The sequence below is a fragment of the Acinetobacter equi genome (genome assembly GCF_001307195.1).
Lineage (GTDB): Bacteria > Pseudomonadota > Gammaproteobacteria > Pseudomonadales > Moraxellaceae > Acinetobacter > Acinetobacter equi.
The window spans coordinates 158,492-171,659 of record NZ_CP012808.1; the positions used below are offsets into that span (position 1 = coordinate 158,492).

A 13,168-nucleotide genomic window follows, 5' to 3' on the forward strand; every position below is an offset into this window, starting at 1 on the left:
AAATCATCATAAATAACTGTGCAAGAATATACACGCTCTATACATTGAATAGAAGCCATTTAATTCAGAGTGAATCACTCGCTTATTCAGTCAATTCAAGTTAAAATGTCGCCCTTTTAAAAATTCATACATACATTTGGAGTATTCCATGAACGCTACTGTAGAACAGCTTGCACCTGTAGAACAGCAAGCGACGGCTGGTTGGGTTGTTGCAGCGCTTTATCAATTTAAAGAAGTTCAAGATCCTGCTGATCTTCAACAACGCCTTTTAGATTTGGTAAAAACAATCAACCTTTGTGGAACTTTAATTGTTGCTGGTGAAGGCATTAACGGCACTGTTGCAGGTGATCGTGCTGCAATTGATAAGATTCATCAATTTCTTCTCAATGAAGGTTTTACATCAATGGAATATAAAGAGTCTCATAGCTCTGATAAACCATTCCGTAAAATGAAAATCAAACTAAAAAAAGAAATTGTAACACTCGGTGTTGAAGTTAAACCTCGTGATTTAGTGGGTCACTATTTAGATCCTAAAGAATGGAATGATCTTATCGCTCGTGATGATGTCATCTTAATTGACACACGTAATGACTACGAATATAAAGCGGGTACTTTTAAGGGTGCACTTGACCCAAAAACAGAAACTTTCCGTGAGTTTCCAGAGTATGTGAAAAAGAACTTAGAACAGCATAAAGATAAAAAAATCGCTATGTTCTGTACAGGTGGGATTCGCTGTGAAAAATCAACTTCTCTTCTTTTACAAGAAGGCTTTAATGAGGTTTATCACCTTAAAGGCGGTATCTTAAAATATTTAGAAGAAACACCACCTGAAGAAAGCATGTGGGAAGGTGAATGCTTTGTGTTCGATGGACGCACAGCTGTAACTCTAGGCATGGAAGAAGGTCAAAATACAAAATGTCACGCTTGTGGCTGGCCGTTACTTCCTGAAGAGGTTTCATTACCTAGCTATGAACATGGTGTTTCATGTAAATACTGCATTGATAAAACAACAGAGAAACAAAAAGAAGGTTTCCGTATGCGCCAGTCACAAATTGTTGCAGCTAAACGTAAACGTCTTTAATTATCTCTAAAAAATAAAAACCCTCTTTATGAGGGTTTTTTACTGAATGATTACGTAAGATATAAAATAATAAAAAAGATTAACCAAGTTTAAATACACCAATATTCTATTCATTTTAAAATCATATTCAGCCAACTTTTCTGCTCATCAAAGCAATGGAGTAGATTATGCAAAAACAAATATGGTATTCATCATCACACCGTCACGCAAATTCGAATAAATTATCCCATCATCCATCGAAAATCCTTCATGATCATATTTGTTTAAAGCCTCGATTATGTGACCGTATCTGTATTACATGTTTAGGACTTACAATTGGTTTTATTTTCGCACTTTTTATTGCTTATCACATTCACTTTAATGCCATAAGTTATCCTATTCTATTTTTAATACCACTCATGATGGGTTTTTTTTTATATCGGGTTTATATATATACGATATGCATATAAAGTTTAAATAAATATTATAAAAATGACATAAATATGACATAAATAAAAATTATGATAATTAGTTAATTTGAAAAATGAATGAATGTCATGAATTTACAAGACTGGATTCTATCTATAATGGAGCAATTAGGTTATCTAGGAATTGCTTTTCTGATGTTCCTAGATAACATTTTCCCTCCTATCCCATCTGAAATTATCATGCCATCTGCAGGTTATTCAGCTTCGTTAGGACAACATACCCTTCTTGGAGTAATTATTGCAGGATGCATTGGTTCACTCCTTGCTGCAGCAGTTCTTTATTGGGTTGGATATAAGTTTAAACATGAAACAATTTTTCGCTTTACCGATCAATATGGAAAATATTTTTTTACTACAACAGATGATGTAAAAAAAGCATTAATTTGGTTTGAAAAACACGGACACCGTATTGTTTTTTTTGGACGAATGATTCCAGCCATGCGTTCCATTATTAGTATTCCAGCAGGTATGAGTCATATGCCTTTTTGGAAATTTATGCTTTTTAGTTCTTTAGGTACAATTATTTGGACAACATTTTTAGCCTGTGTAGGCTTTTTCTTTGGTGAAAACCAAGCCTTGATGACCGAAATATTTAGCCAAGCTAATTATATCATTCTTGTAATTGTTCTTGTAGTTTTAATGTTTATTCTATACCGTAAATACCAACAAAAACGGATAGTTAAATAAACAACTGGAATATCTAAAATGCAAAAATATCTGAAAAGTTTTGCACTGTTTTACAGTATTACACTCATTATTATTTGCTTGCTTCTCATTTTCGTTATTCACCTAGGTACCGTCACATTTATTCCTATTTTTATTTTTTCTGCCTTATTTACAGTCTCTCGCTTTGTAAAAACTGAAAAACGTCTACCTACAAAAGAAGAAAAGCATATCCTAGTTTGGGGAAATACAGCACTGGCACTTATTATTGAATGCTTTATTATTTTCTTTTTAGTGATGCTAAATCCTAATGCAGAAAAAATTATTCAGGCAGCAGAAAACATAGGCATATTATTATATGCCGTCATTATGCTTTTCTTTGTCGCCATTCATTCTGCTGTGTTTTTTATGGCTTACAGATGGTTTGCACCTTTCATTTTGAAACGTCAACTCACATCATAAAGTAATCTTACTGATATAAAAAAGCACCGATATCGGTGCTTTTTTAATTAATTTGGTGTGTGATACATCAAATATAATTCGTTTAGATTTTCTGGAATTTCTTCAGCAAGCTCATCCATCAATTGACCATTACGACGGAATGTTTCCATTTGTGGATCTTCTTCATCAACACCACTGAATACCATAATTGGCAGTGTCAAATCTACAAGTTGCTCTTCAAATTCTGGAGTAAACCAAGCTTCTTCGTTTAAGAACATTGCATCGACAAAGCCAACACTCCAATCGCCTAAACTTGATTCAACATCAGCTTCTTCAATTTCAAAAGGAAATTCAATTCCTTCTTCATTTGCTAAGCTTTGACGAATTGCATCTAACCACGCTTTAATCTGCGCAATGATTTCAGCTGGAACTTTCTTCTGATTTCCTTCAAATAGTTCATCTAACCATTTGTCGAATTTCGGACCAACAGCAATTGCACATAAAAAGCCATGAGTCGCCGCAAAATCTAGACCGAACTCGTTTTGGTCACCATCTAGAAATTCACTTAACTGGTCTAAATCTAAAGCACTCATTTAAAATCCAAACTTAGATACTAAAAATACAAGCATAACATTATGCCATGCTTTCGTGGCTTTTTAGTTAATCTTCGTCATCAAAATCATCATCGTCAAAATCGTAGTCAAAATCTTTGAGTTCGCGCTCCAAACGACGTTGTGCTAATAAATCATCAATGAGGCGTCGCTTTTCTAATGATTCTTTTGCACTAATCTTACTTGATGCTTCATCGAAATTAACATCATCATCACCGTAGTTATCATCTAGTTCAAAATCTGTCGAAGACACTAAAACTACCTCAGAATGAAAAAATGTGAATGGTCTAGGGCGTATTTATCTAGGATTACAAATATTGTCAAGTTTTATTTTTAATTTTACATTTTATTTTTAATTTTTTGCATTTTTTTAACAAAAAGTGCTTAAATATATCCTCAAAAATTTATTATTTAGTCAGTTATAATATTTAAACATAATGCTAGGATGAAATTGAATATTTTTATAACAAGCAAAATGCATGAACTTGTTTTTTTCAACTTCGTCCCAATATAGATAATCATTCAAACAAATAAGATTTTATTTTCACGTTTGACTGATCAATTCAAAAGCTATTTAAGGTAAATTGTGCTATCATGCACGGTTTTTCACTGCCACAGATTCAACGAAGAGTAAGCAAAGATGAGCGATATGACTTCCCCTACTTCTCAAGTAGCGGCTCTGATTAGCCGAGGCAAAGAGCAAGGTTACTTAACTTACGCTGAGGTTAACGATCATCTCCCAGACTCGATCACAGAAAGCGAACAAATTGAAGACATTATTCAAATGCTTCAAGACGTTGGTATTCCTGTGCATGAACGTGCGCCTGAATCTGATGATGCAATGTTTGAAGACACTGCTGAAGCTGCTGACGAAGTTGCAGAAGAAGAAGCGGCAGCTGTACTTGCATCTGTTGAAAATGAACCAGGTCGTACGACTGACCCTGTACGTATGTATATGCGTGAAATGGGGACAGTTGAACTCTTAACTCGTGAAGGCGAAATTAGTATTGCAAAACGTATTGAAGAAGGGATTCGAGATGTCCTTCATTCAATCGCATACTGGCCGAACGCAGTTGAAGTTGTATTAAAAGAATACCAAGATTATGAAACTGGCGAGCGTCGCCTTGCCGATATTCTTTCAGGTTACTTAGATCCTGAAACTGACGAAGAGATTCCTGAAGTATTAGAAGAAGAAGCTGAACTTGATGAAGATGAAGTCCCTTCTACAAAATCGACTAAAGACGTAAAATTAGACGATGACGAAGAAGATGAAGAATCTGAAAGTGATGATGATTCTGAAGGCGAGTCAGGTCCAGATCCTGAAATTGCTAAAGTACGTTTTACTGAGCTTTCTGTTGCTTGGGAAAATACTAAAACTGTGCTTGCAAAACATGGTCGCAATAGCAAAGAAGGCGAAGCCGCTTTAGAAGCTTTAGCAACTGTGTTTATGATGTTTAAATTCACGCCTCGTTTATTTGACATCATTTCAGAAATGATTCGTGGTACTCACGAACAAATTCGTTTATCTGAACGTGAAGTAATGCGTTATGCAGTACGTCGTGGTCGTATGGATCGCACCCAATTCCGTACAACATTCCCGGGACAAGAATCTAACCCTGCTTGGTTAGATGAACAACTTGCTAAAACACCAGCAGATATGCGCGGTTATTTAGAAAAAGTTCGTCCAGATGTTTTAGCATTCCAACAAAAAATTGCAGATATTGAAACTGATCTCAATTTAAGCGTAAAAGAAATTAAAGAAATTTCTAAGCGTATGGCTGTTGGTGAAGCAAAAGCACGTCGTGCGAAGAAAGAAATGGTTGAAGCAAACTTACGTTTGGTAATTTCGATTGCGAAAAAATATACCAACCGTGGTTTACAATTCCTTGATCTTATCCAAGAAGGTAACATCGGCTTGATGAAAGCTGTAGATAAGTTTGAATATCGTCGTGGTTACAAATTCTCTACTTATGCAACTTGGTGGATTCGTCAAGCAATTACACGTTCAATTGCCGACCAAGCACGTACTATTCGTATTCCAGTACATATGATCGAGACAATTAACAAGATCAACCGTGTATCTCGCCAACTTCTTCAAGAAATGGGACGTGAGCCTACTCCTGAAGAATTAGGTGAACGTTTAGAAATGGACGAAGTTAAAGTTCGTAAAGTACTTAAAATTGCCAAAGAGCCGATTTCTATGGAAACGCCAATTGGTGATGATGAAGATTCGCATCTTGGTGACTTCATTGAAGATGGTAACATCACTTCTCCAATTGATGCTGCAACTTCAGAAGGCTTAAAAGAAGCAACTCGTGAAGTACTTGAAAACTTAACTGAACGTGAAGCGAAAGTTCTAAAAATGCGTTTTGGTATTGATATGCCAACTGACCATACTTTAGAAGAAGTAGGTAAACAATTTGATGTTACACGTGAACGTATTCGTCAGATTGAAGCGAAAGCATTACGTAAATTACGTCACCCTTCTCGCTCTGAACACTTACGCTCTTTCTTAGAAAATGATTAATTCATTTTCAAATAAATAGAAACTTGAATTTTTACGTTCAGTCTCCATTTATTAACTAAGACAGATATTAACGCCTGCATCTATGCAGGCGTTTTGATAAAGGTATTTCAATGACAGACCGTACACCATCTCGTGAACTTCAAGAACATCTATGGGTCTTCCCTATGGATTATCCTATTAAGCTGATTGGTCTTGCTGGCGATGACTTACGTAATGCTGTAGCCGATATTTTTGTAAAACATTTTCCAGAATTTAATGCCGAAACATTAGTGATTACGCCATCACGTACTGGAAAATACCACTCAATTACAGCACAGCTTCGCTTTGATGAACTCGAACAAGTTCATGCAGTATATGCAGATTTAGCAGCTTGCCCATTGATTAAAACAGCACTTTAATCAAAAATAAAAAACACGCTATAAAGCGTGTTTTTTATATCTATATATTAAACGATCTTTACATCAATCCATCTTGATACTTAACCGATGCATGTGCTCCATTACAAAATGGCTTATTCGATGATTTACCACAACGACATAAAGCTTGTCTATTTCTAACCTCATAAGACTCACCTGTCGCACTTTCTACTCGAATCCCACCTCGAACCATCAAAGGTCCACTACACCCAATGGCTGAATCTTCTATAGGATAAATTCCTGCATCTTCTGCTGATTCTATCGGTTGCATCGTTTTCTTATCTAGCAGCAATAACCGCCCTGCACTACATTGATTCACCATAAACTCAGTCAGTTTTTCATGTTCCTCACCCGATAATTGAACTTCATTCCAAATTCTTTCACCATTGTCACAAAAGCGTGAAAAGGCACAATATTTTTCATTATCCGTTAAAATTTGTGTTGGGCCCTCAATCGCCATAGAATTGTTTAAAAGCGGTTCAAAACTTGCTTGTTCTTCTAAATTTTCTCCAGCATTTACATGAGAACCATCGCAAAATGGTGCATTTTTACTATGTCCACAACGGCATAAATACATCTCATCAGAAGTTTCAAATGTCTTTGCTTCCTCATAATATCCAGATTGTCTAGATTCATTTTGACGAATATATACTTGAATAAGCTTCGGCTCACCTAATACCTTATAGGGACCATTTTTGATTACTTGAATGTAAATATTATCTGCAGCAGGTGTTGTTCCAATTTGGATAAGGTTTTGTGATTTTTTATTCATCTAAGCACCTATTTTATGTGACTTTTATTACATTAATACACCAATAATAATATTTATTCGACTTATTTTTCTAACTAAGTGTTACTTGATAATTCTTAAATCTTATCGGATCTTTAAATAAAAATATTCTAAATACCCCCTGAATGCATGGAATTTACTATAATCAACCATTGCTGATTTAAATAACGTAAAGGTTTATTTTCATTGAATACTCATTTAAAGCCAAAGTTAAATATTCGTGTTTATCATGATCTAACCGCATATGAAGATCGTTTTCTTGAAATGAAACAATTAACAGAACAGCGTGATGAAAATACAGCAGATGAACTTTGGATTTTGCAGCACCATGATGTGCTCACTCAAGGTCAAGCAGGTAAACCTGAACACATTTTAATGCCTTCTAATATCCCTGTGGTTCAAACAGATCGTGGTGGTCAAGTAACATGGCATGGGCCTGGTCAATTGGTCGCATATTTTATGTTTGACCTAAATCGCTTAGGTTGGAATGTTCGCACTCTCGTTTCCTATGCTGAAAATTTAATGATTGAGTTACTCAAAAAATACAATATTGATGCTTATGCCAAACCAGATGCACCAGGTGTTTATGTCAATGAGCGTAAAATTGGCTCTTTAGGATTTAAAATTCGTAAAGGTCGTAGTTATCATGGTTTAGCTTTGAATATTGATTGTGATTTATTTGGTTTCCACACAATTAATCCTTGTGGATATGCAGGATTAGAAATGGTTCGTGTCATGGATTTAGTTACCGACTATCCTAACTTTGATCGATTAAGTAAAGATATGATTGAAACTTTAGAACAGAGTGGTTACTTTAGTGAAGTCACGACTCAACCCTATCGTGCATAAGTACTTTACTTATGCTAGAAAAACAAATAGAGTAATTGCTCTAAAATAAAACAATTAACCGAAAGGATGAATGTGTGTGATTACGACTAAATCCGTAAAACCTACATTACAACTCGCTTATGTAAAACTCATGATGGATGTCATTGGTCGCGGCTTAGTGATGGCAAGTCAAGTTGATGAAGAAGTAAAGCAGGAAGTCACAAAATTTCCTGCAAACTTTGTACTTTCAATGAATGTTTTTCCTAATGGCCCTGCCTTCATTGCTCAAATTACAGAAGATCATCAACTTAAATTACTTTCTCAAGTTGAAAAAAAACCTGATTTAACCATTACATTTAAGCATCTTCATCATGCATTTCTTGTATTTTCATTTCAAGAAAGTACTGCACAAGCTTTTGCAAATGACAGAATGATTGCAGATGGTGATCTTTCCTATGCAATTCGTTTGGTTCGTTGTTTAAATAAAATGGAATCATTAATTTTACCAAAACTAGTTGCTGAACTTGCAGTTAAAGAATATCCAGAAACACTTACATTAAAGGAAAAACTCGTAGGTGCTTCAAATATCTATTTAAAAATTGCTCAATCATATTTCAAAAGGAGCGTATAACATGGCTAAGCCTTATTATGAATTTTTCTGTCCTGTAAAAGTCATTGCTGGTCATGCTGCGCTGGAACATATTCCATTTGAGCTTTCAACATTGGGTGCAACTCGCCCAATGATTATTACAGATAAAGGGGTTCGTAGTAATAATCTACTCGCTCCTATTGAAGTAGCATTTGAATCTACAGATGCTGTTATTGGCTATATTTTTGATGATGTGCCACCTGACTCAAGCTTAGAAACAGTAAGAAAAGCTGCTCAATTTTATCGTGAGCATCAATGTGATGCCATTATTGCTGTTGGCGGTGGTTCGGTTATTGATACCTCTAAAGCAACCAACATTTTGGTGTCTGAAGGTGGCGATGATCTTTTAAAATATTCAGGTGCACATAATTTACCAAAACCCTTAAAACCATTTTTTGTCATTCCAACAACATCTGGTACTGGCTCTGAAGTTACTATGGTTGCTGTTGTTTCAGATCCTATTAAAAATATGAAATTAGCATTTGCATCTTATTATTTAATGCCGCACGCTGCTATTTTAGATCCGCGTATGACACAGACATTGCCTCCACATTTAACCGCAATGACTGCAATGGATGCAATGACACATGCAATTGAAGCCTATTCATGTATGGCAGCAAATCCTATTTCAGATGCCTATGCAACCGCTGCAATTCAAAAAATTGCCAATAATCTATTCAATGTTCTAGACAATCCATCAGATGCACAAGGTCGTTTAGAACTCGCTCAAGCTTCAACAATGGCAGGCATTGCTTTTTCTAACTCTATGGTTGGCTTAGTTCATTCACTTGGTCATGCACTTGGTGCAGTTGCCCACTTGCCTCATGGCTTATGCATGAACCTATTCTTACCGTATATATTGGAATATAACAAAGAAGCTAATGGAGATAAAATAGCAGATCTTCTACTACCACTTGCTGGTGCTGATATTTTTGCTCAAACGCCTGCTCATCTTCGTACAGAAAAGACAATTTCAACTATTTTGGCAATTCGTGACCGTTTATTTGCCTTAACCAAATTGCCTCGTACATTAAGTGAAACAGGTAAAGTGACAGAAGCTCAATTAGATGAAATTGCTGAAAAAGCTTTAAATGATGGTTCGATTATCTATAATCCCAAAGAAGCCAACTTAGATGATCTAAAAACTATCTTAAAAAAAGCTTGGTAATTTAGAAAAAATGGGCGAATATAGCCCCAAATTCAGCCTGATGTTTTTTTAAACATTGGGCTTTTATGTTGCAGATCACAAAGTCATGCCCTAAAAAGGAAAATGGCACATTTTCTGCTAAAAAAATCTTGGAAAACTACTTACAAAAGGCGATATTTTAGGATAGATTGGCGCTCTTTTGTTTGAAAGCACAGGGGGGATCGTTCGTCTCAAACGATCCTGAATACATATGACTGATCCTTGATCAACGATTAAGAGGATAACGCCGTTGACTAATACTTCTGGGACTCAATCGGCAGCTAAACTGCAAAAAACGCTGGGACTCTGGCACATCATTATTATTGGTTTAGCTTATATTCAACCAATGACATTATTTGATACATTTGGTTTAGTATCTGAGCAAAGTCATTTACATGTACCTACCTCATATATTATTGCACTTATTGCAATTTTATTTACCTCTATTAGCTATGGTCATATGATCCGTCGTTATCCATCTTCTGGATCGGCTTATACCTATGCACAAAAATCTCTCCATCCAAATATTGGATTTATGGTGGGTTGGTCATCTTGGTTAGACTATTTATTGTCGCCAATGGTGAATATTATCCTTGCTGTAATTTACTTAGAAGCACTCTTCCCTTCGGTTAACCACTGGGTTTGGGTTGTTGTATTAACAGCATTTATGACAGGTATTAACCTTCGTGGTGCTCGCTTTGTTGCAAACTTCAACAGCTTAATTGTTTTAGTCCAATTACTCGTCATCGCAATCTTTACTTGGATGGTTTATACAAAACTCCAAGCAGGATTTAATGCAAATGGACCAATTACAGCAGAAGAACGTTACCAGCTTTGGAGTTTAGAACCTTTCTGGAATTCAATTACTTCAGTTGGTGCACTAATTACAGGTGCAACTCTACTGTGCTTCTCTTTTACTGGTTTTGACTCACTAAGCTCACTTGCTGAAGAAACAAAAGATACTGAAAAAACACTACCTAAAGCAATTTTCTTAACAGCATTAATTGCAGGTATTATTTTCATTATCAGCACATACTTTATGCAACTGTATTTCCCAAGCGAACCTGGTAAATACTTCAAAAATATTGCTGAAACTCAACCAGAAATTTTAATGCTTGTTGGTGGTTCATTATTCCAATCTTACGTCTTAACCTTTGCGATTGTTACAGTAATGGCATCAGGTATTTCTGCTCATGCAGGTGTATCGCGCCTAATGTTTGTAATGGGTCGTGATGGTGTTATTAATAAGAAAATTTTTGGACATATTAGCCCTAAAAATTACACACCTTCATACAACATTATGATTGTTGGTGCTGTGGCTTTAACAGCAGGCTTTATGGACTTAGACATTGTAATTTCAATGATTAGTTTCGGTGCATTAACAGCATTTACTTTTGTAAATTTATCAGTGATTTCTCGTTATGCATTACGAGATGGTCGAACTAAAACAGCAAAAGAAATTTTCAATTATGTCATTATTCCATTACTAGGCTTCATCAGTATTTTTGCCATGTGGCTAGAAATTGAAGAAACCGCATTGAAATATGGTTTATGGTGGGCAATGATCGGGATTATGTATCTTGGTTATAAAACTAAAGGATTCAAACAACCTGCTCCACAACATAATGAGTTTGATGACTCAATCAAGTAATCAAACATTAGAAAAGGCGCTTCAGGCGCCTTTTTTATTTGAATCTATTATTTAATAATGCAATCAAATCCCATTTGTGTTGGAATCGTATTATCTTTAATACCCAATTGCTTAATAAATGCTTGTCTACTCTCAATATTTTTTTGATCAATGGGGCTTAACGATGCTTGATTTTGACGTAGTAATTTATATGTATCATTAATAACACTTTGAAAGATATTACAGATTTCAACTCTTTTAGGTTGCTTTAGCATACGTCCACGCCAAGTCCACTCAAAGTCATCACGCGTCAAATGGCTCCCCCATTCCTCAATACTCGTATTTAGGCGTAATTTCATTAATTCTAGCTTTTGTTTTACATCTTCTTGAACCAAAGATGGAAATGCCTGCTCTACAGTAGAAATCTGCTCTTCTGAATCTGCTGCATACACGTACCCCACACTAGAAAACAAAAATAAAATCCCTGCAAAACAACCCTGTAATGGTTTCAATAATTGTTGTTTAAGCATTAAACACATACCTTTATGTTTTTCACGAGTGTAACCCAATTTTCATACCAAAAAGTGTGAAATAAATAACATAATAATTCAAATCAAGTTTTTATTCTAATGTGATTAGAAACAATTTAATAAAGTTTTTAGTTTTATTTTTAAAGCAAATTTCATCTTATCTTAAGGCATTATTATTGCTTAACCTTTTGTTTATATACTCAATAAGGTCAATTTCGCATGAAAAAAATGTTCCCTCTTGGTTGTGCTGGGCTTGGTATTCAAGCATCTTCATTTGAATATCCAGTTTCTTTAAATGAACCAAGCATTGGTGAAAAATTTGCATTACTTAAAGATGCAGAAGTTTGGGACTTTCTCGACCATATTCCAATTCATGCCAATTTAATTGATGATTATATTCATGCAAGTCAAAACTCTAACATTCCAATTCTTTCAGGCTATGGATGCTATGTTTGGGGTAATCATGAAACTGAGTTTAAAACCAATATCGATTTAACAGCTGCTGTTGGGGCGAAATATCATAATATTATGATGGCAGCAAAAGACATTAATAAAAACTATTTAAGTAATGAAGAGATTGCCCAAGCATATCTTTATTTTTATGAATATGCACTTAAAAAAGGGATTAACATTAGCTTTGAAAATCATGTCGATAATTGGTCTGAAGATTACCGCAGAGTCATACAAGTTGCTGAACTTGTTCAAAAAGAAGGTGTACCATTTCAATTAGCTATGGATTACAGTCATTGTATTTTTAAAATAGAAAATAACATCGAAACACATATTTCTTTTCAAGGAGATACAGAGGCTATTCGTAAATTAGATCCTTTTAATTCCGATAGTTATGCTGATGACTGGCTACAAAAAAATCTAGTACATTGGGGGCAAATTCGCCCTGCTATACCGAATGGTCCTAGAAATATATGGGCAAGTGAAAGTAGTCCTTGGGAAGGTTTTGGTATTGATCGACCTGGGCGCGGTATCCAATATCCATTTCAACAACCTCAAAAGGGTGAATGCCCACATGATGATTGGCATGCACATAAACTAGCTTGTACCAAGGAAGTAATACGTAAATTAATTGATAGTTATTTATATAATGAAGATTCCAATTTCAAAATTATGACTGTAGACAATATTAACTTATGGTCTTATGGTTTAGGCTGGAAATATAACATGTACCAAGATAGTTGCTCTGTTGCAAAATATATTCGTGAAATTTATGCTGAAAGAAGTGCAATTTATGAAGCAAAACAAAAACTAAATGCCAATCATGAACAGTTTGTACAGCAATATCGTTTTAATGCATTCGAAATAAATGGTTAACATCTTATAAATAAAGCACTCAA

Annotated in this window: 14 protein-coding genes; 10 read left to right on the forward strand and 4 right to left on the reverse strand. The window is 35.1% G+C overall.

Annotated elements, in window-relative coordinates; translation table 11 throughout:
* The first annotated feature begins 148 nt into the window (after window positions 1–148).
* The 3 genes from trhO (at window position 149) to AOY20_RS00735 (ending at window position 2,673) form a co-directional block, all read left to right on the forward strand.
* Complete coding sequence (gene trhO, locus AOY20_RS00725) at window positions 149–1,081, forward strand: oxygen-dependent tRNA uridine(34) hydroxylase TrhO (protein WP_054580095.1); 933 nt, start codon at window positions 149–151, stop codon at window positions 1,079–1,081.
* A 536-nt stretch (window positions 1,082–1,617) separates the two neighbouring features.
* Window positions 1,618–2,235 carry a DedA family protein gene (locus tag AOY20_RS00730; RefSeq protein WP_054582505.1) on the forward strand — a complete coding sequence of 206 codons (618 nt, stop codon included), beginning with the start codon at window positions 1,618–1,620 and terminating at the stop codon, window positions 2,233–2,235.
* Window positions 2,236–2,253: 18 nt separating this feature from the next.
* On the forward strand, window positions 2,254–2,673 hold the full coding sequence (locus AOY20_RS00735; RefSeq protein WP_054580096.1) for an ABZJ_00895 family protein: 420 nt from the start codon (window positions 2,254–2,256) through the stop codon (window positions 2,671–2,673).
* 47 nt (window positions 2,674–2,720) lie between these two features.
* Here AOY20_RS00735 and AOY20_RS00740 read toward each other — a convergent pair whose 3' ends face one another.
* Both AOY20_RS00740 and AOY20_RS00745 read right to left on the reverse strand, forming a co-directional pair.
* Window positions 2,721–3,245: a YecA/YgfB family protein gene (locus AOY20_RS00740; protein WP_054580097.1), complete on the reverse strand. Its 525-nt coding sequence runs from the start codon at window positions 3,243–3,245 to the stop codon at window positions 2,721–2,723.
* Between the two features lie 67 nt (window positions 3,246–3,312).
* The gene (locus tag AOY20_RS00745; RefSeq protein WP_054580098.1) at window positions 3,313–3,516 is read right to left on the reverse strand and encodes a PA3496 family putative envelope integrity protein; all 204 of its coding nucleotides are present in this window, start codon (window positions 3,514–3,516) and stop codon (window positions 3,313–3,315) included.
* Between the two features lie 387 nt (window positions 3,517–3,903).
* Between AOY20_RS00745 and rpoD the strand changes: the two genes are divergently transcribed.
* Both rpoD and AOY20_RS00755 read left to right on the forward strand, forming a co-directional pair.
* Window positions 3,904–5,790, forward strand: a complete 1,887-nt coding sequence (gene rpoD / locus AOY20_RS00750; protein WP_054580099.1) for an RNA polymerase sigma factor RpoD — start codon at window positions 3,904–3,906, stop codon at window positions 5,788–5,790.
* Between the two features lie 110 nt (window positions 5,791–5,900).
* Window positions 5,901–6,188, forward strand: a complete 288-nt coding sequence (locus AOY20_RS00755; protein ID WP_054580100.1) for a YbeD family protein — start codon at window positions 5,901–5,903, stop codon at window positions 6,186–6,188.
* Window positions 6,189–6,246: 58 nt separating this feature from the next.
* Here AOY20_RS00755 and AOY20_RS00760 read toward each other — a convergent pair whose 3' ends face one another.
* The gene (locus AOY20_RS00760; protein WP_054580101.1) at window positions 6,247–6,978 is read right to left on the reverse strand and encodes a CDGSH iron-sulfur domain-containing protein; all 732 of its coding nucleotides are present in this window, start codon (window positions 6,976–6,978) and stop codon (window positions 6,247–6,249) included.
* A gap of 204 nt (window positions 6,979–7,182) precedes the next feature.
* Between AOY20_RS00760 and lipB the strand changes: the two genes are divergently transcribed.
* From lipB to AOY20_RS00780, 4 genes are all read left to right on the forward strand, one after another.
* Window positions 7,183–7,845, forward strand: a complete 663-nt coding sequence (gene lipB / locus AOY20_RS00765; protein ID WP_054580102.1) for a lipoyl(octanoyl) transferase LipB — start codon at window positions 7,183–7,185, stop codon at window positions 7,843–7,845.
* A 76-nt stretch (window positions 7,846–7,921) separates the two neighbouring features.
* On the forward strand, window positions 7,922–8,455 hold the full coding sequence (locus AOY20_RS00770) for a hypothetical protein (RefSeq protein ID WP_054580103.1): 534 nt from the start codon (window positions 7,922–7,924) through the stop codon (window positions 8,453–8,455).
* Between the two features lies 1 nt (window position 8,456).
* Window positions 8,457–9,641 (forward strand): iron-containing alcohol dehydrogenase, encoded by a 1,185-nt coding sequence (locus AOY20_RS00775; protein ID WP_054580104.1) that lies wholly within the window; start codon window positions 8,457–8,459, stop codon window positions 9,639–9,641.
* A gap of 268 nt (window positions 9,642–9,909) precedes the next feature.
* Window positions 9,910–11,310: an APC family permease gene (locus AOY20_RS00780; protein ID WP_054580105.1), complete on the forward strand. Its 1,401-nt coding sequence runs from the start codon at window positions 9,910–9,912 to the stop codon at window positions 11,308–11,310.
* A 47-nt stretch (window positions 11,311–11,357) separates the two neighbouring features.
* Here the strand turns inward: AOY20_RS00780 and AOY20_RS00785 are convergent, their stop codons facing one another.
* Window positions 11,358–11,858, reverse strand: a complete 501-nt coding sequence (locus AOY20_RS00785) for a hypothetical protein (RefSeq protein ID WP_227510353.1) — start codon at window positions 11,856–11,858, stop codon at window positions 11,358–11,360.
* A gap of 180 nt (window positions 11,859–12,038) precedes the next feature.
* On the opposite strand from AOY20_RS00785, the gene AOY20_RS00790 reads away from it, so the two are divergent.
* On the forward strand, window positions 12,039–13,145 hold the full coding sequence (locus AOY20_RS00790) for a hypothetical protein (protein WP_054580106.1): 1,107 nt from the start codon (window positions 12,039–12,041) through the stop codon (window positions 13,143–13,145).
* The last annotated feature ends 23 nt before the right edge of the window (window positions 13,146–13,168 follow it).